This is a genomic window from Synechococcus sp. MU1651, assembly GCF_023630635.1.
In the GTDB taxonomy this organism is placed as follows: Bacteria; Cyanobacteriota; Cyanobacteriia; order PCC-6307; family Cyanobiaceae; genus Parasynechococcus.
On record NZ_JAKUHJ010000002.1, the window covers coordinates 87692 to 106686 of the forward strand.

15 protein-coding genes are annotated in these 18995 nt (G+C 55.2%); 9 read left to right on the forward strand and 6 right to left on the reverse strand.

What is annotated here, in order from left to right; translation table 11 throughout:
• Positions 1–38 precede the first annotated feature (38 nt).
• On the forward strand, positions 39–1088 hold the full coding sequence (gene pseI, locus NCN05_RS03345; protein WP_250396985.1) for a pseudaminic acid synthase: 1050 nt from the start codon (positions 39–41) through the stop codon (positions 1086–1088).
• On the opposite strand, the gene NCN05_RS03350 is transcribed toward pseI, so the two are convergent.
• Positions 1076–2308, reverse strand: coding sequence for a glycosyltransferase family protein (locus NCN05_RS03350; RefSeq protein WP_250396986.1), 1233 nt, complete (start codon positions 2306–2308; stop codon positions 1076–1078). The genes pseI and NCN05_RS03350 overlap by 13 nt on opposite strands.
• Positions 2309–2369: 61 nt before the next feature.
• Between NCN05_RS03350 and NCN05_RS03355 the strand changes: the two genes are divergently transcribed.
• Complete coding sequence (locus NCN05_RS03355; protein WP_250396987.1) at positions 2370–3617, forward strand: glycosyltransferase; 1248 nt, start codon at positions 2370–2372, stop codon at positions 3615–3617.
• Here NCN05_RS03355 and NCN05_RS03360 read toward each other — a convergent pair.
• Genes NCN05_RS03360 through NCN05_RS03370 form a run of 3 tightly spaced genes read right to left on the reverse strand, consistent with a single transcriptional unit; the run spans position 3602 to position 8387 of the window.
• Positions 3602–6607, reverse strand: a complete 3006-nt coding sequence (locus NCN05_RS03360) for an ABC transporter transmembrane domain-containing protein (RefSeq protein WP_250396988.1) — start codon at positions 6605–6607, stop codon at positions 3602–3604. The genes NCN05_RS03355 and NCN05_RS03360 overlap by 16 nt on opposite strands.
• A complete protein-coding gene (locus NCN05_RS03365; protein ID WP_250396989.1) occupies positions 6568–7320 on the reverse strand; it encodes a peptidylprolyl isomerase in 753 nt (250 codons plus the stop codon). Before NCN05_RS03365 ends, NCN05_RS03360 begins: the two co-directional genes overlap by 40 nt.
• A complete protein-coding gene (locus NCN05_RS03370; RefSeq protein ID WP_250396990.1) occupies positions 7317–8387 on the reverse strand; it encodes an HlyD family secretion protein in 1071 nt (356 codons plus the stop codon). The genes NCN05_RS03365 and NCN05_RS03370 overlap by 4 nt, the downstream gene beginning before the upstream one ends.
• 86 nt (positions 8388–8473) lie before the next feature.
• Here NCN05_RS03370 and NCN05_RS03375 point away from each other — a divergent pair, with 86 nt between their 5' ends.
• On the forward strand, positions 8474–9364 hold the full coding sequence (locus tag NCN05_RS03375) for an alkaline phosphatase family protein (RefSeq protein WP_250396991.1): 891 nt from the start codon (positions 8474–8476) through the stop codon (positions 9362–9364).
• On the opposite strand, the gene NCN05_RS03380 is transcribed toward NCN05_RS03375, so the two are convergent.
• Positions 9345–10544, reverse strand: coding sequence for a glycosyltransferase 61 family protein (locus NCN05_RS03380; RefSeq protein ID WP_250396992.1), 1200 nt, complete (start codon positions 10542–10544; stop codon positions 9345–9347). The two genes, NCN05_RS03375 and NCN05_RS03380, sit on opposite strands and share 20 nt — an antisense overlap.
• Positions 10545–10548: 4 nt before the next feature.
• Positions 10549–11319, reverse strand: coding sequence for a sulfotransferase family protein (locus NCN05_RS03385; protein ID WP_250396993.1), 771 nt, complete (start codon positions 11317–11319; stop codon positions 10549–10551).
• A 40-nt stretch (positions 11320–11359) separates the two neighbouring features.
• Between NCN05_RS03385 and NCN05_RS12585 the strand changes: the two genes are divergently transcribed.
• From NCN05_RS12585 to NCN05_RS03415, 6 genes are read left to right on the forward strand one after another with little or no spacing between them, the layout of a single operon-like run.
• Positions 11360–13885, forward strand: coding sequence for a glycosyltransferase (locus tag NCN05_RS12585; protein ID WP_250396994.1), 2526 nt, complete (start codon positions 11360–11362; stop codon positions 13883–13885).
• On the forward strand, positions 13885–15135 hold the full coding sequence (locus tag NCN05_RS03395) for a hypothetical protein (RefSeq protein WP_250396995.1): 1251 nt from the start codon (positions 13885–13887) through the stop codon (positions 15133–15135). Before NCN05_RS12585 ends, NCN05_RS03395 begins: the two co-directional genes overlap by 1 nt.
• Positions 15136–15138: 3 nt before the next feature.
• A complete protein-coding gene (locus tag NCN05_RS03400; protein WP_250396996.1) occupies positions 15139–16254 on the forward strand; it encodes a glycosyltransferase family 4 protein in 1116 nt (371 codons plus the stop codon).
• A 10-nt stretch (positions 16255–16264) separates the two neighbouring features.
• Positions 16265–17065, forward strand: coding sequence for an ABC transporter ATP-binding protein (locus NCN05_RS03405; RefSeq protein WP_250396997.1), 801 nt, complete (start codon positions 16265–16267; stop codon positions 17063–17065).
• Between the two features lie 5 nt (positions 17066–17070).
• Complete coding sequence (locus tag NCN05_RS03410; protein WP_250396998.1) at positions 17071–17889, forward strand: ABC transporter permease; 819 nt, start codon at positions 17071–17073, stop codon at positions 17887–17889.
• Between the two features lie 26 nt (positions 17890–17915).
• Positions 17916–18986, forward strand: a complete 1071-nt coding sequence (locus tag NCN05_RS03415) for a glycosyltransferase (RefSeq protein WP_250396999.1) — start codon at positions 17916–17918, stop codon at positions 18984–18986.
• Positions 18987–18995 lie beyond the last annotated feature (9 nt).

An 18995-nucleotide genomic window follows, 5' to 3' on the forward strand; every position in this document is an offset into this window, starting at 1 on the left:
TTGAACTTTGGGTCGTTGACCTCCACAACCGCCTCCCTATGACGATTGACATCGCAGGCCGCTTGATCGGCACGGGTTACGCTCCGTTTGTGATTGCAGAGATGAGTGGCAATCACAATCAAAGCCTGGATCGAGCTCTCGAGATTGTTGAGGCTGCTGCCCGTGCCGGTGCCCATGCCATCAAGCTGCAGACCTACACAGCCGACACCATGACGTTGGATGTTCGTGGCGGCAGTTTTGAGATCAAGGATTCAGATTCTCTTTGGTCAGGAAAGAATCTGCACGACTTGTACAAACTGGCTTATACACCCTGGGATTGGCACAAGCCGATCATGGATCGAGCCCGGGAGTTGGGTCTGATCTGTTTCAGTTCACCGTTCGATGAGTCTGCTGTTGATTTTCTGACTGACCTGGGAGCACCTGCCTACAAGATTGCCAGTTTTGAGAACAACCATTTGCCATTGATTGCCAAGGCTGCATCCACCGGTAAGCCTTTGATTATCTCCACTGGCATGGCGTCTCTGGCAGAGCTGGAGAAGGCGGTTGAGACCGCTCGAGCTGCGGGTTGTGACCAGTTGGTTTTGCTCAAGTGCACTAGTACATACCCTGCTAGCGCTGAAAACACCAACATTCAAACCATTCCTCATCTGCGCGACTTGTTTGGAACGGAGGTCGGCCTCAGTGATCACACTATGGGCTTGGGTGTGGCTGTTGCATCCGTGGCCCTGGGGGCCAGTGTGATTGAAAAGCATTTCACGCTCTCGCGTGCGGATGGAGGTGTTGACAGCGCATTTTCATTGGAGCCCAATGAGCTTCATGCCCTGGTTACTGAGGCTGAACGTGCCTGGAAAGCATTGGGCCAGGTGCGTTATGGCCCTACAGATGCAGAGCGTAAAAGCCTAGTGTTTCGCCGTTCTATTTATGTTTCAGCTGATATTGAGGAAGGTGAGGCCTTCAGCACAGAAAATCTGCGGATCGTTCGCCCTGGTGATGGGGCGCCACCTTATCTCTATGAGCAGTTATTGGGGCGTCAGGCCAGGCGAGCCTATACGCGCGGCACTCCGCTGAACTTCGATCAACTGTTGTGAGTGAGGCAGTGGTTGATGAGATTTTGCCACTGTGCGAGGCTATTGGTAAGGGCGAAGTCTGTTTTTAACGAACTGCGTTGTTTGTTGCCATGATTTTGAAGTGCCCTGACTATTGTGTTGTTTAGTGTTGTTTTATTATCAAGATTAACCCATGTGACCAACTCTGAATTTTCGACAATATTTTCCGTTGCAGGGGACTGGTTCACGCAAAGTCTGGCTCCGCACGCAGCTGCTTCAAAAAGGCTCCAGCTTGTCACATATGGGCGTGTGAAATAACAGTGAAGGTTGCTGCGTTGGAGTAGTTGTTTGTAGTGCTCATATGGCATTAAGCCGGTAAAGTGCAACCTATCTTGTCCGGGAAAATCTCCGAGTTCCTCGAGGATTTTGCTTTTCCAGCTTCCTGCGTGGCTTGGTGCGTCATAGCTGTAGGCGCGTCTGTCGCGTCCGGCGATCACTACTTGAAGATTGGGAATTTCGCTGAGCGCACGGGCTGCTGCTGCGAGAAACTCTGGAAATCCGCGAAGGGTTTCCATGCCACGCGTTGCGTAGCTAAGTAGCAAGTTGCTAGGTTTTATTTGGAGTGGGGCTGTAAGTTCTTCGCCCTCAAGATTGATAGTGGTTTGATCAATGCTTGGTTCTGGCTTGAAAAAGTTCATGTCGATTCCATCAAAGATCACTTGTAGCTTATGGTGAAACTCTTTCGGGAATTGTTGCTTCTGCCAGGTAGTGGGGACGACGCCAACGTCGCAGCTGTTTAGTTCATCGAGGATCGGCAAATTTCGCATTCTGGTTTGTAGCTGTTCGTTCAGTTCGAAATTTGGCAGCAGCCACCGGGCGGTTTCGGGTTTGAAGAACCACTCAAACAGGCCAATATGAACTGCCTTTGGTAACAGGTCTTTTACAAACAGTCCGAGTCCTGTGCCCGCATGACTGATCACTAGTCGTGGGATAACCCCCTCTTGCAACAGCTCATGCAGAGCCCGCAACACCGATTGACCTTTTAAAACCGCTTCTTCTGTGGCCACGAGATAGTGATGTGTGCTCTCACACGGCATGCGGTGCATAGCAAGCTGACGTGTCTCGACGCCTTGAATCGGTTGACTAGCGGCGTCAACCCGGTCCGTCAGGAAAATTACCCGATGGGCTTCCGTGCTGCCTAGAGCAGCGGCGAGATGGCGGAATTGGGCGGGGTAGTTGCCATGGATGAAAACGATGTCCAAGGCCTTTCAGTTGCGGATGTCTGATTCTCTCCTGTCAAGATCGACGCATTGCTCCCTATGCATGCGAATTCTCTTTGTCCACCAGAGCTTCCCAGCTCAGTACCTTCATGTGGTGCGAGCTCTGGCCTCCCAGGGTCATCAATTGGTGGGGCTAGGGATTGAACCGCTCACGGAACCCATTCCTGAGGCCGTGACTTATCTCCGTTATGGCCTTAGTCGCGGAACAGGACAGGACGTACATCCCTGGGCTGCTGAAACGGAAGCCAAAGTGATCCGTGCCGAGGCCTGTGCAAGAGCTGCATACCAGCTGCGAGAGCAAGGTTTCGTGCCAGATCTCATTTGTGCGCATCCTGGATGGGGTGAGGCCTTGTTCCTGCGTGATGTTTGGCCAGAGTCGCCACTGCTCAGTTATCAAGAGTTTTATTACAACGCTCGTGGTTTCGACTTTGATTTTGACGACGAATTGCAAGGGCCATTGGAGTGGGAGGCGTGTGCCAAGTTGCGTATGAAGAATGCCAATCAGTTGTTAATGCTTGAGGCCAGCAGTTGGAATGTCAGTCCAACTTCTTTCCAGCGCAGCAGCTTTCCTCATCACCTACGTAATCGCATAAGTGTGATTCACGACGGCATTGATACACGCATTGCTGCGCCGGAAGTAAACCCTTCTCCAATTCAGATGTCGGATGGAACTCTTTTGTCTGCTGGAGACCACATCATCACTTTTGTGAATCGGCGAATTGAGCCTTACCGCGGATGTCTCACATTTATTCGTGCGATTCCGGCCATCCAAAAGTTATGCCCTAATGCGCATATTGTGATTGTTGGAGGGCATGAGGGTGCTGCCTACGGGAAGCAGCCGCCTGTAGGGACTTGGCGTGACCTTTCTCTAGCTCAGATTAAGGGTCAATATGATCCCTCTAAGGTTCATTTTCCTGGGAATCTTCCCTATGGGCTATTTCTGCAATTGTTGAAACTTAGTTCATGCCACGTTTATCTCACCTATCCCTTCGTTCTCAGCTGGAGTTTGCTTGAGGCGATGAGCACTGGATTGCCCATTGTCGGGTCGTCCACAGCCCCTGTTCAGGAGGTGATTCGAGATGGTGTCAATGGATTATTGGTGGATTTCTTTTCTCCGGATCAGTTGGCCAATGCTGTTTCTGACTTGCTGGGCAATCGAGAACGTGCTGATTCACTTGGCAGAGCAGCGCGGGAGTCGATCCTCGCCGACTACAGCCTGGAGCGTTGCGTTCCCCGTCAGCTGCAGTTGATGCAGTTGGTGGCAGATCGGGTGCTTCAGGCGTCACCTTGATGGGCATAGAGGGTGGCATAGCGCCCGCCAAGATCCATCAACTGTTCGTGAGTCCCCTGCTCGACGATCCGTCCCTGATGCATCATCACGATGCGGTCGGCGTGTCTGACAGTGCTGAGACGGTGGGTGATGAAAAACACCGTTTTCCCCTTGAGCTGATCTTGGAGATTGCGACACACGTTGGCTTCGGTGTCGTAGTCGAGGGCGCTGGTGGCCTCGTCTAAAACAAGAAGATTTGGATTTTGAAGCAAGGTCCTGGCAATGGCGATACGTTGTCGTTGCCCTCCGCTCAGACCTGCTCCGCGTTCACCGAGGTGTGTGCCATAGCCATCTGGGAGTTCCATGATGAAGTCATGGGCCTCTGCGGCACGAGCAACCCTAATGACTGCTTCGGTGTCAGCTTCTGGAACATTCATGGTGATGTTCTCGCGGATAGTGCCTTCAAAAAGAAGACAATCCTGGGGGACAATGCCGATTTGCTGGCGAACACTGCTCAGGCTCACTTTGCTGATGTCATAGCCATCGATCAGGATTCTGCCCTCGTTGGGTTCATAGAGCCTGGGAAGAAGTTTCATCAATGTGCTTTTGCCGCTTCCGCTCTGACCAACGATGCCGATGAAGCTACCCGCCTCAACAGAAAGATCAACGCCATCAATCTGCATGGGGCCCTGAGTGCCAAATCGGAATTTCAGCGTGTCAAAGCTCACGTTGCCCTTGATTGGTGGAAGCGAGATTTGATCGGCATCCCGTTCGCCTGCTTCCGGCACTTGGTCAACGATGTCAGCGAGGCGCTCCATGGAGATCCCAACTTGTTGGAAGCCCTGCCACAGACTGGACAATCGCAGGATGGGTCCTGTGACATAGCCCGCAATGATGCGGAAGGCAATCAGTTGTCCCAGACTTAGATCGCCGTTTACTACCTGATAAACACCCACCCAGATAATCAGTAGTGAACTGAGTTGATTTAAGAAGTTACCTATTTCGCCTGCACTGCTTCCCAGTACGACACTTTTGAAACCTTCAGCAATCTGGCCTGAATATCGCTCCTGCCAACGCCAGCGGGAATTGAGTTCAAAATGCTGTGCTTTAACGGTTTGAATCCCCCCCAAGGTTTCGATCAAGTGGCTTTGTGTTCGGGCAGCAAATTGAGCTTGGTGGCGGATGAGCTTCCGATAGATCGGCGCGATTAACAGGATCATCAGCACATACAGAGGCACTGTGCCGAGAGCTACAGCCGTCAGGAGTGGGCTGTACATCAACATAATTAGGATGTAAATGGTGGCAAATAGCAGATCCAATGCGCTGGTAATTGCCGTACCTGTGAGAAATCCACGCAGCGTTCCAAGCTCGCTGAGGCGTTGCGAAAGTTCACCTACAGGTCTTTTTTCGAAAAAGCGAAGCGGTAGCCGCAACAGCTTGTCGATCACTTGGCTTCCCAGCAGTAAGTCCATGCGGTCGGTGGTGTCGATCAACAACCAGGTGCGCACCGCTGTAAGCAGCCCTTGGAACAACGCAGCCACGACTAGAGCGGCACCCAACACCTGTAGGGCTGAGAGGTTGCTCTGATTGATCACCTTATCGATGATCTGTTGCAGCAGCAGAGGATTGGCGAGTTGGAACAATTGGATGAACAGTGAGGCCAATAAAACCTGAATCAGCGGCCACTGAAAGCGCTTTAGAACAGGGGCAAACCAGCTCCATCCAAATTGCTTCGTTGGTGTGTCGGCGAGGCGTTTGACCAATACCACTTGCACGTCGTTGCCCCAATCCGCCCGAACCTCTTCAAATGGCAGGGTGCGCCAGCCGCGTTCTGGATCTGCCAACAACACCTTGCCTTCTTTAACCTGTGTTAACAGCGCAAAATGACTATGAGCTGCCACGATTACGGGCAGCTCAAGGCGATGCATCTGTTCGAATTTCACGGAGCCAACTTGGGTTTGTAAACCCATTGATTCGGCCAGCTGGCCAATGGTGTGAATCGGAATCTGGCCACTGCGTTCGCTTGCCCCCTCCAAAACTTTTTCGATCACGTCCACTGGACAGGGCGTGTCGTAAGCTCGAGCCAGCATGCGCAGAGTGGCTAAATTGGCACCAACGGGTCCATGCCCTCGTATGGGCCTAAATCCCTGCAGGTCAGTCTGACTTTTTGCGTTGCGCAGACCCAGTTGGTCTAAATCGAGATTGTGGCTCGCATTCCAGATCTTGGGTGTTTCTTGGTTGCTTGTGGGGTCTGATTGTTCAATTTCAACGGGTTGTGATACTGAAGACGCGGGTGAAGCGTCTTGAACGGGAGTCCATGGCCAAAATCGAAGCGGCAGCGGGCTGAATTGGCTTAGCGCCTCGTTTTGTTCAGAGTTGAGTGTTGACCCTGTGAGTTCTGCATGCTCAGGCAGGACCGTGCTCAGCAGTTGTTTTGCCTGATCGGAGTGATTTGTTCCTGGTGCGCTGTTTCGCAGCTGCGCCAGGATCCATTGGCAGGGATCGGCTGGAGGGTGGGGCAGCTTGCGCAGGTGCTGGCTGAGCACGGCTGCCCCCTCGCATGCCGACCAATGGTTCTGGAGACCCGCTTGTAGGCCCTGATCGTCTCTCATCAGAGTGTTTAGAAGTTCAAGCGGGAGGCTTATGAGTTGTGTGGGGCGGCGTGCGATCGCTCCTTCGCAGGGGGATTGACGCAACAATCCGACAACTCCCACCAGTTCGCCAGCTTCAGCTCGGCCCACGCTGAACAGATCGCTGTGAAAGGGCTCTTCAGCAAGCAACCGCAGTGCTCCATTGGTAACCACGAATGCATGCGTTCCCAACGCGCCAACCTTCAAAAGAGTCTGGCCTTGTCGCAGCTCGATCAACTCGGCCTCATCAGCAAGCCGCTGTATGGATGTGTTTGAGGCTTGCTCAAACTCCTTCAATCCTCGAAGCAAGGCCAATCGGTTGGTGGGGTTGACGCTCGCAGTCATTCCGGAAACTTGATCTTGTTCAGCATCCTGCTGCATTCCTGGGCAATCCACTCGTCGAAAGCTTGTCTCAGTAGTGCTGTCCGCACCTCATCTCCGAACACGCTTGGCCGAAATTGCTCAAGAGCGACAACGATCACCTGGCTGCCAATTCGCACAGGTCGGGCTACGCGACCTGGTTCGCTTTTCCGTAGGGCGTCAAGCACTGGCGCTTCCACATCAGCCACAGGGATTGGCCCCCGCATAGCGGTGGCATCAGCGGGTGCACCAGGAAATTGGCGGGCCAAACCGTCCCAGCTTTCTTCACCATCCTTCAATCGGAAATAAATTTCCTGCATCACATCAGCATTACTCGACTCGAGGCGCTGATACGTCACCATATCGAAGCGCTCCTTGTGTTGAAGATAGAGGCTTTGCGCAAATGGACCCCAACGTTCTTCCCGATACTGAACAACTTGCAGCGGACGGGACAATATTTTAATTAAAAGAGATTCGTCGATATGACGTGTTTGTAAGTGGTCCGCATATGCTTCGTCGCTCGTTAAGTGGTTGTTTTCTCTGTAGTCACTAAGCGCATTTAATTGCGTTTCTGGATCAATATTAATATGAGCTAATGTATTATCCAATATCCAATCTTGTACTAAAAGGGGCAATCCTCCCTGCCTGCGTATGATTTTAACGATCTCATTGCCAGATATAGGAGCTTCGTCGATCCACATTGCCGATTTGTCGTAGTTTTGATTCAAGCTCATGGTTGACGCAGGCGCTTCAGGCTTTCGCTCCGATTGGTAAACAAATCGCTTAATAATTCAATTAATCGTCTATCACGGAGTTTCAAGTTCGTAGTGATAGTCATACCTGATTGCAGCGGAATTACTGTGCCGTCTTTGGTCTCAAGGTTTGAGCGGCTCAGGCTCAAGTTAACGGGAAAGTGATAAGAACGGATCAGTTCGTTTGGGGGCAAGGAATCGGCACCAATGCTTCGAATGGTGCCGTCGATCTCGCCGTACTCCGTGTATGGAAAAGAGTCGATGCGAATTTTGGCTGCTTGCCCAGGACGTATAAAGCCAATGTCTTGATTCCCTACGTTAACCTCCCCGCCTAATTTGCCTTTAGGCACAATTTTCAGCAGCGGTTCAGCGTTGGTGGCCACGTAGCTATTGTTGTCAGGCTGCAGGTCAAAAATAGTGCCGCTGATAGGTGCTTTTACGATTTCGTTACGTAGCTGGCTTTGTATTTGCTTCAGTTGACCTTCGAGATTTGCAGTTCTGCTTTGGCTGTCGTTTTGAAGCTCATCACGTTGTGTTTGGAGCTGTAGCAATTCGTCGCGTTGTGACTCCAGTTGGTTGGATTGCTGCAGGACTTGTATTTCACTAATTGCACCACCACGTTGTAGTGGTATGAGTCGTTCGAGTATTTCCTCGGACAGGCTGATGTTACGGGTGAGGGTCTGTTGGCGTTGGCTGTTCCGCCGCAGCTGATCTTTCACGCGCTCGCGTTCCAGTTCTAGTTGCCGTCTTAAGGAGTTCTCCTGGGCTCTTGCCGCCTTGACATCAAAACGCAGCAGTGGCTGATCCTCCTCGACCTGATCTCCATTACTCACCAGCAGCTCGTTGAGCTGCCCGCTCACGGGACTCTTTACCTCAACTCCACCTTTCTGTGGCACGAGGCGGCCTTGGACTGTGATCACTTCATCCAGCCGATAGAACCAGGCCGTGGCGAATGCGGTTGCACCCAGGCCCACCAGCGAAAGCAGGAAGATCTGTCCCCATTTGGAGGTCTGACGCACCATCACAGTGTGTTCCTGAGGCAGGAGCATGAAGCGCCGTTTCTGCCGTGTGCTCAAGAACCTTTGGGCAAAATCTTCGGCATAGCCTACCGGTCTCCCCCGGTGTCGCTTTGCCCATGGCAGCCAGTGATGTGCTGTTCATCAGCTTGGATTCCTGCCGCTTCGACACGTTTGCGACCGCCCATAGCCAGGGTGCGTTGCCTCATTTCGCTGCCATCGGCCCCCTGCATCAGGCCCTGGCACCCAGCTACTTCACCTATGGCAGCCATGCTGCCTTCTGGATGGGCTTCACGCCGGGGGTTGAGGGTTGTGCTGAGCCCTGGTTGAACCCCAAGGCAGGCAAGTTGTTTCGGATGGCTTTCGCTGGCCATGCCGGCCATGACGGTGAGCAAAGCTTCCGCCTCGAAGGCGCCAACATCATTGAGGGTTTTCGCCGGCAGGGCTACTGCACGATCGGCAGTGGCGCGGTCGATTGGTTCAACACCGCCAGCGACACCGGGGCCGTGCTGGCCCAGCCCTTTGAACACTTTCACTTCGCAGGTAACACCTGGAGCCTGGGCGCGCAGTTGCTCTGGATTGAGCAGCGTCTGGCGCAGGCGCCGGAGAGTCAGCCACGCTTTGTGTTCCTCAATGTGGGCGAAACCCATGTGCCTTACTGGCATGAGGGGGCTGATTGGGAGCGTTGGCCCAGCCCCTGTGTGCCGTTTGGATCGGAGCACTGCTGCGCAGTCGAGAGCGCCCGTCGTCAGCGCGCTTGCTTGGAGTGGGTTGACCAACAGTTGGAACCCCTGCTCGAGTGTTTTGCTCATGGAACAGTGCTCGTCTGCGCCGATCACGGCGATTGCTGGGGGGAGGATGGCTTGTGGGAGCACGGCATCAGCCACCCCGCCACGCTCACGGTGCCTCTGCTGATGCGGGTGCGTGGTGTGCCCGTTCAGGCTCAAACGACCTCAAGACTCTCCAAACGGCAGCTTCTGCGCCGCATGCTCACCAACCTCCTGCCCTGAGTGCTGTGCGGTCCTTGGCCGTGCAGCGTTGTGTCTGGATCGGCAGCGTTTGCTGCAGGTGAGCCAGTTGCGCGTTGGCAGCGTTTTCCAAACCGCTGATGTCGTTCGCGGTGGCCTCCCAGCCGAAACGTTCACGCAGCTCCGCTGTCAGCTGTGTCCAGTTCAGTTGGGCGACGCCTTTCACCCTTGGGTTGGCGGGGGGCAGCCAATGCAGGGCTTGCACGGCATCGATCCAGCGCAATTGAGGGAAGCGGCTGCGCAGTGCTCGGTCCATGCCCCGCCAAAGGGGGCGCCTGGCGATCACCGTCACGGTCTTGTCTGGTTGGCGGCCGATCAGTTCCAGTGCATGCAGTGCACTGCCTTCCGCCACAATTAAATGTTGCGTGGAGTGCAGCAGCTTCAGCTGCTCTTCGAGTGGCAGCGTTTCTGGATACACAATCCGAGCGCCTTGGCGTTGCATCCATGCATCCAGGGCCGCTTCCCCGGCCACAGATCCCCGCAGGCTGGGCTGGTCGCGGCCGGCTGCATAGCGAGAGCGCGACAGCACCAACACCTCATTGACGGACGAGGCTGAGCGCTTGAGACGGCCGAGGGACCGCAGATGGTGAGCTGTGGGCGGGCAGCCCAGGCGTTGCTGTTGAGGGATCACCACCAGCTCTCGTGCCCGCAAGCCCCCGCCGCGGATCAACACCGGTTTGTTGGTTGGGTTGAGATAGCGGATCCAGGCCTGCTGCCAGCTGGTGAGGTTGTCGAAGGCTTGATCCCCGTCTGGATGCAGAAACAGCAGCTGCCCTGGTCGTGGATCGAGGCTGGCCAGCAGGATGCGGCCGCCGAATTCCCCCAGTTGGTGGCCGAAGTGATGCACGATCGGGCCGCACCAGAACAGGCGGCCGCTCTCCACAGGCCACTGATCGGCTGACTCCATCCTTAGGGCGGGATCATCGGCCGGTTCGTCTCCGCGGTAGTGGCGTAAGCCTGGGCAGATCGGATGCCACGGCATCAGTTGCGGACCTCCTCTCCAGACGCTGCCGCCTGCCCAACGCATCAGCAGTTCTTCAATCGGCGCAACCGGGACGTCCCGCAGGGTCATCCGTTGCCAGCGTCCGGGTTGGCGTGTGCGAAAGCGCCAGTCCTCCCAGATCAGCTGACTCCAGTCCTTGACCTCTCCGATCCATCCCACGCGATCAGCTCCAGCCCCAGTCGATTCCGTAGCGCTGCTTCACGCCTGAAGCGGTGGTTGAAAGCGCCTCTCTGAGTTGGCCCCGCACCGCAGCAGGCACCTGTGCTGCCTCACCACTGCCGGCATTCGCTTTCGGCAGGGCCATCGGCAGCGGGATCGCCTCCAGATTGAGGAACTGCTGGATGGTGTGCCAAACAGCAGGGGTGTTGTTGAACAGGGCTTCGCTTTTCAGCACCAGCAGCTGTCGCTGAGGGAACAGCGCTTCGTAGCGATCGAGCTGCTCCAGGTAGCGACTGCGCGCCACGTAGCTGTGTTTCTGGAAGCTGTAGGCACCCCCTGTGGCCAGTCGCTCAGGTTCCGCCGCCAGAGCATCCGCCACTTCCAGCGCTTCAAAACCATGGCGGCGGGCATGAAATACCTGTGACAGGGTCCGTTCCACCGGATCCCGCAGCAGCACGATCATCTTGGCCCTCGGCAGCAGCGCGCGGATGCGGGCCGGCACGTCGGGATGGAACAGATAAAAAGGTGTGATGTCGCCCCGTCGCTGGCCGCGCCGGGCGTCGCGGTAGTGCTCGGCGTACCAGCGCAATGGTTCTTCTGCGTGCTGGCTGAAGTAATGCACCTCCTTGCAGGGCGGCAGGTACACCCCGGGGTGCTGCTCCAGCAGTTTCTGAAGGCTGGTGGTGCCCCCTTTCTGGGTACCAAGCCCGAGAAAGTGGGGCAGTCGCAACCTCTTCCAGGGCCATCCGAGTTTTTTGGGGGGATGGAGAGCCACAGGGTGCGGGTTAGCGTCACCCCATCCTGCAGCGCTTGTTGTGTCCAGGCCTCCTCTGTTGCTGGTGGTCGGCATGCATCGCAGCGGCACCTCACTGTTGGGCGGGATCCTGCAGCGACTGGGGGTCGAACTTCCTGGCGAAACCATTGCTGGGGATCAGAACAACCCCGAGGGGTATTTCGAGTGGGATGCCGTCGTGGCTTTGCAGGAGCGCCTGCTGATTGATCTTCAGCGTTGGTGGCCAGCAGAAGAAGGCACTTTGGCCTTGCCTGAGGGGTGGTTGCAGCATCCCGCCACTCGTCAGGCTTACGTCCAGCTCCTTGCTCTGCTGGCAGCGGCCAGGGATCAGCAACAGGGGTTGTGGGCGATCAAGGATCCCCGTAGCAGTCGTTTGCTGCCGCTGTGGGTGGAGCTCTGCCGCGAGCTAGCCATCCCCTTGCGCCTGCTGTTGGCGGTTCGTGATCCGGCAGAGGTTGTCACCTCCCTGGTGCGGCGTGATGGCCCATTGGTGGGAATGGATGCCAACCGCGCCCAGCAGTTGTGGTGGCGTCACAACCTGGAGGTGATCAGTGCCGCTCAGCAGGCGGATCTGCCTTGGCTTGTGGTTGATTTTGACCGCTGGTTTCAGGCGCCAGAGCAGCAACTTGAGGCTTTGGAACAGGCTTTGCCCGATCTGCGTCCCTCCCCGCAGCAATTGCAGCAGGCCTTGGCTTTGATCAAGCCCCAGCACCGCCGCAGCCTTCGCCCCAAGCAGGCATCCAAGGTGCAGGGCAGCGTGCGCCGCTTGCACCGCCGCTTGATGCGCCAGCCCTTGCCCCATCGCTGGCCTGCTTTGCGCCCTCCCTTCGGCGGAGCTGATTCAGCAATGGCACAGTCGACTGTCTCGGCCGATCGACCAGAAGATTGGTTTGATTGGCTCTCAGCTCATCGTTGCTTCCCTGCACCGCGTCTCACGGAGAAGGTGCATTTGGCGCAGCATTGCCTCCTTAATGTTTGCGGGGCCACCTGGCTGGAGCTCAAACCTCACCTGCTCCTGCAGCATCTGCCGATACCAACTTTGGGCCAGTGCCAAGTTGATTTTTTGCACTCGATCACACATCAGCTGAGGTTGGAACTGCCCGCTGGCCATGTTGTGGCAACTTCTAACCCAGTTGAGCGGCTTGCACTCAATCTGGAGTTGCCCCCACTGAAGCGATCAGCCGATTGGTTGGCGCATCTTCAGGGCCACCAATTGATCATGGATCCCGAGCCTGCCCGAGTGCTGCTCTTGAGAGCATTGGGTTTACCGGCCTGGTGGCTTGATCCCGAGGCCGAGGTCAACGGCTGGTTGCAGCTACCTCAGGCCGTGGATCACCATCAGTGGGGTGCCCGTTTGGGGCTGATGCCTCCTCCAGAAGGGCAGCTGCAGGTGCTGGGACCGGCGGGGGCTGGTTTTGAGCGAGCCCTCACCCAGGAAATGGCGTCACCGGTCGATCCAGGGGCTCAGCCCAGTGGCCCGGCCATCGCCTACTGGCCAGGCTGGCCCGAGTTGGTGATTGACAATCCCGCTGCGGGCTTGTTGCGGGCTGGTTGGTTACAGGCGGCTGCCCTACGGGGGGCAAGGTTGGTCTGTGGGGGCGCTGATCATTGCCCTGCTGAGTGGGATCTGCTGCAAACCCCGTCGGCTTGTCTGGCCCATCCATGGGGTACCCCGCCGGCGGAGCTTCGGGCGCGCCATGACGGCCAACCGCTGATGGCCATGGCGGAGGATCGCCCCATGCCGCCCCTCCAGACCCTGCGTCAGTGGCAATCCCACGATTTGGACCAGCGTCCGCCTTTGGGAGCGGTGGTGGTGACCCTTTACAACTACGCGGACCGCATTACCGAGGCGCTTCACAGCGTCAGGGGTCAGACCCAGCAGCGCCTCGAGCTGATCGTTGTTGATGACGCCTCCAGCGATGACGGTCCGGCCGTCGTGGAGCGCTGGATGGATGCGTGCCTAAGCGCAGATGGCCACCCTTTTGTGCGGGTGCTGTTGCTGCGCCATGGCTACAACGCAGGTCTGGCAACGGCCCGCAACACCGCCTTGGCCCACTGTCAGGCCCCCTGGTGTTTTGTGCTCGATGCCGACAACGCCCTCTTCCCGGATGCGGTGAAGGATTGTCTGGCGCTGGCCGATGCCAGCAATCCCCTGGCTGCTGTGGTGCATCCTTTGCTGTCGGTTGAGGCCGAGCCGGGGTGTTGGGATGATCAGCGCACGTTGGTGAGTACAGCCAGTTGGCAGCGTGAGCGGCTTGCGTCAGGGAACGTGGTGGACGCGATGGCCTTAGTGAGACGCAGTGCCTGGGAGCAGGTCGGGGGATACACCCACATCGAAGGAGGCTGGGAGGATTACGACTTTTGGTGCAAGCTCGCGGAGGCGGGTTTTCACGGGCTTCAATGCCCCCGGATCCTGGCCGTGTATCGCAGTCATGCCGGGTCGATGAGCCATTGCGCTACCAATCGCAGCTGGCATGCACTGTCCCGCACCTTGCAGCAACGCCACCCTTGGTTGCAGTTGCCGCTCGCTCAGGTGGAGGGTGATTGATGAAGCTTCGGCTTGGGTTGTCGCGCTTTGTGCGGAATTTGTCTGCTGATCGTTCCGAGCGTCGCCGCCTTGGAGCGGCGGTGGTCCGGTTGCTCCATCAGCGCCGCCGCAGCCTCTTGGCCATGGGTCCGCTGCTGCGGATTGTGCCCACCGGTGGCAAGCCCAAACTGCAGCTGTGGCAGGCCCTGGCCCTCAGCCGTGCTGCTGATCGCCTGTCGTGGTCGTCCCCTGAGGCGCCAAACACAGTGGCGGCTGCGATCCGCTCCACCCAGGCCTATACCGATGCCGCAGTGGCCCTCAGCCGTGATCGCAATGGCTTTCTTCAGCGCGGGCCCGACTACACCAAGCTGCGCCAACGTTGGCGTGAGCAGCCCCCGCACCGGCTGCTGGTGTTTCATCACTACGACTCCCGCGGATTTCTGCCCTACAGCTGGCGTGAGGCGCTAATAGCGCTTCACGCGGCCGGCTGGCAGGTGGTGCTCTCATCGCCCCACGTCGATTCAGCCATCAGTGGTGTGTTGGAGTCCTTCGGAGTTCAGATTGTGCGCCGGGCCAACCTTGGTCTCTGTCTTGGCGCCTATCGCGACCTGGCGTTACTGCTCCACTCCACTCCTGCGATGCACCAGCCATTGGAAGCTTTTGTGTTGTGCAACGACAGCAACCTGCTGGTGCAGCCACCTGAGGTTTTACTGGCTCAGCTGGAGCGGTGGACGACTGAGCACTCCATGGCCCCGCCGGTGTTAGCGGGCCTAACGGACTCGGTTGAGCGCGGTCGTTATCACCTCCAGTCGTTTCTGCTGCATGCCAATCGTGCGCTCCTGGCGCACCCTGCTTGGTTGCGTTTCTGGCTGGACTACGCCATTGAAGGTTCTAAGGATGATTTGATCAATCAAGGGGAGATTGGTCTTTCTCAAGCGATGTTGGCGGCGGGGGTGGAGCTGAAGCCCGCCTACTCATTGGTGCATGGCCTGCTGATGGATCCAACCATGGCTGCAGAGTTGCAAGGTTATGGCCGGTCTCAGCTTGAGCAGGTGAATCAAAGTTTGTTTGCTTGGCGCAGTCTTCTGGGTCGTGGATTTCCCTTTGTCAAGAAGCATGTGCTGTTTCAGCTGGCGGAGCACCAAGGACGGCCACTGGCGATTTCCGAGCTAGCGAGTTTGCTTCCATCGGAACGCTGCGATCTGCTGGCTCGCGACATTGAACAGCTGCTCATCAGCCGCAACAGCGACGGCACACCGCCCATGCGCTGAACGATGGTGGAGCAACTTTTGCGTGAATGGCCCCCGGGCTACGGCGGCGTGGAGCGGGTGGCCCATGAACTGGCCAGCGTTTGGGGTGGTGCGGTTTACAGCTTTGACGTGCAGCGTCAGGGTGCAGATGGCCACGATCCACTGCCCGTGGCTTATCCCCGCCGTCGTCTGCCCAGTACCAAGATTTTCGGACGTCTGCATCTGCCGCTGCCGTCCTCGGCACTAGGGCGTCTCCTTCGCTCCAAGACTCCTCTCCATGGCCATCTGCCGTCGCCGGGAGTGTTGCTGGTGTTGCTGTTGGCCCGCTTGATCTGCCCTCGCCGCCGGGTTACGGCCCACTGGCACTGTTTTCTGCAGCAGGGCCATGGGGTGAACGGCCTTCTGTTTGCGCTTTATCAGTGGCTCGCTTTACAGCTTTTGCCTCATCTTTCTGGCGTCATCACCACATCGCCCGTGCTGGCCCAGGAGCTGCAGCATGGTGGGTGTGCTCCGCACCGGGTGTACGTCTTGCCCTGTTGCCTCAGTGCTGAACAAGAGCGTGCGGCTTTGGGTCTGCAGCAGCAGCAGGGGATGGAGGGATCGCCGTTGAGGGTGCTCTTCATCGGCCGGCTTGACAGTTACAAAAGACTCGACTGGCTTCTCCACGACTTGGCAACGGTGCAAGCCCCATGGCGTTTGGTGGTGATTGGCGAGGGTCCACGCCGCGAAATGTTTGAAGCACTGGCTGTCAAGTTGTTCGCGCAACAAGCTTTTGATCGCGTTTCGTTTCTTGGCCGTCTTTCTGAAGCCGACAAGCTTGCGCAATTGGATGAAGCAGATCTTCTGGTTCTCCCTTCGGACCGGAGCAATGAAGCGTTCGGTATCGTGCAACTCGAGGCGATGGCTTCAGGTATTCCTGCCCTTGCATTTCGTTGCCCTCGGTCTGGCATGGGTTGGGTTGGTCGGTTGTCAGGTTTTGATTGGCCTCAAACTCCGGATGCGTTGCCAGATGTTTTGCAGCGCTTGGCTGATGACCCTTCCCTTTGTCTGCGGCTTGGCCAGTACGCCCGCGAGCGTTACTTGAGCGTGTTTGGGCGAACTGTCTGGCTTCAACAACTGAAATCCTGGCAACAGCAGTAGTCTTTCAGCCATGACAGAGCATTTGTTTTCTATTTCATCAAATGTGGATCACGATGTGCAACGTCCAGTTGCTTTGCGTCTGCATAAAGTGCGGTTGGATATTCCGGTAGCCACGACGGAAACCCGCAGCCTCAAGGCATCGTTGATTCGTTCAGTAACAGGTGGCCGTCTAAGTCGTAGGGGTGGTGGAGCCGTGGTTACTGCTCTTGAAGATATCAATTGCACTGTTTATGAGGGTGAGCGCGTAGCGCTTATTGGACATAACGGTGCGGGTAAATCTACGTTTTTGCGTCTGATTTCTGGTGTTTATCAACATTCGGCCGGTGTTTTTGAGGTGAATGTAAAAGTTCATCCCATGATTAATAAAAGTTTTGTCACAAGTCCTGAGCTGAGCGGCTTACAGGCAATTAAGGCTCATTATTTGATGATGCATGGCAGTCTTTGTGGATTTGATCAGTTTCGCGACGATGTTGTTCGATTTTCTGGGCTTGGTGATTTTGTTCGACTCCCCGTAAAAACTTATAGCCAAGGTATGGCCGCGCGATTGATTTTTGCAGTTCTTACTGGTACGAACCATGATTGTTTGGCGATGGATGAAGGTTTTGGAGCCGGTGACAGTAGTTTCTACGAGAAGGCACAAGCTCGTCTTGATAAATTCTTGGCTTCGACTGGAACTCTTTTCCTGGCTTCTCACTCGGATGTTTTGCTCAAACGTTTCTGCCAACGAGGATTGGTTTTTCGAGAAGGGGGGATTGTGTTTGATGGACCTCTAGATGAAGCTCTCAGCTTTTATCACCGATTGCAGGGCTAATTTTTATGACTACGATTATTTCTTTGAATCAGTCCCAGCGCTGTTCTGTTCGTAACACGCTTCTGGAAGCTTGGCGCAGTCGCCGGGTGTGGTGGTTTACAGCTACAGCGAGGACCAAAGCTCGTTTCGCTCGGACGGCTTTGGGTAGTTTTTGGCTTGGCCTTTCCAATTTGTTTTCAATTGCAGTTTTAGCCGCTGTTTATGGAACGGTATTTAAGGTTCAAAATTTTTCTGTTTACGTGGTCTACCTCGGTATTGGGTTAGTTGTTTGGAACAGTATCAGTTCTGCAGTCGGTGGTGCTCCCAATTTGTTTGAGCACAATCGGGACCATTTGCATAATATCAATCTCCACCCCATTTTTTACACCTTGGAAGAATGGGCGTTTCAAGTACAGACTTTTTTGCAGTCATTTCTTCTTGTTGTTATTGCACTGAGCTTTTTCCAGCATGACCTGTTGCTCAATTTATTGATCTGGGGTTGGTTGCCACTATTTAATCTGCTTCTCTTTTTATTTTGGTTCCCGCTGTTGACGTGTTTGGTCGGCGCAAGGTACAGAGACTTGTATCAATTGGTGCCCATTGTTTTGCAATTGGTTTTTCTATTGTCTCCAATTTTGTATGAAAAGAAAAATCTTGGGGCGATGGCTTGGACTGCAAATCTCAATCCCCTTTATCGCGTTCTATCACCTGTTCGTCATACATTGATGACCGGAGAATTGCAGTGGTTAGTTGGATTCGCTGTGCTTTTAGTAAATGTTTTGGGCCTCTGGATTTCGATCCGTTTGTTAAATCGTGACCGACGTAATATTCCTTTTTGGGTTTAATGCGATTAATTAATTTACTCTCATGGTTGCCTGGCCATTCTGGCTTTGGAAGTTACGTTCAGCGTGTTTTGCCTGGTCTGGAAGGGTGGCGCCTGCAGCTTGATCAGCGGGGGCATGGTCAGTTGGTTGCTGCCGAACAATGGCTGCCTCAATCACCCCCTTGGGCATCTCATCGGAAGATGCGGTTGCTTCAGCGCTATAGCCTTGTTCAGCATGGTTTAAGTCTTGCGGATGTACTAAAGGCGAACAACGTTAGTACCGGTCAGATTGAGGCGATTTATTCTCCTTTTTTTGATGCGCTCCTTTGTTGGCCACACATTCCACAATTAATCACGTGCCACGATTTAACACCCTTGGTTGCTTCTAATAGTCTCAAAGCCTGGTTTCGTTATCGTTTTTGGCAGCCGCGTCATTGCAAAGTTGCGAAGCGTTTGATTGCTATTAGTCGTTATGTTGCGGATCAACTAATGATGTTTGGTGTGGATGCCAGCTCAATTGAGGTGATCCCTAATGGCATTACCATCGAGCGACCTCGTGTTACTTCACCAGGAGGTGAAGATCTCTTGGCTCTGGCTCGTCACGATGTCAACAAAAATCTCCCGGCGATGTTAAGGGGTGTGGCGCAACTTCAGAGTACATATCCTCAATGGAAAGGAGTACTTCGCATTGTTGGAAAAACAGGTAGGCAGACTTCACTTGTGAAGAGGTTGCATCGAGAGTTGCCCGATCCGCGTCAGGTTGAATTGATTGATGCTATGTCACATCAAGATCTCTTGATGTGCATGCGTTCTTCCTTGGCTTTGATTTCTGCCAGTAGTGAAGAAGGATTTGATTATCCGGTGCTTGAAGCAAAGGCTGAAGGTATTCCAACGATTGTGAGTGATATTGCTGTCCATCGGGAGTTTCACGATGAGTCGTCGTTGTTGTTTTCAGGTGAAGATGATGGAACAGTATTTGCGCATCATGTGCGTTCTCTTTTGTGTGATTCTGCGCTTTGGGGCCAGTTGTCTCGTGACGGATTTGTATTGGCACAATGTTTGTCAGTTGAAGCTCAGCAATCGGCTATTCGTTGTCAGTTTGACAGCTTAGCTAAATGAAGCGATTAA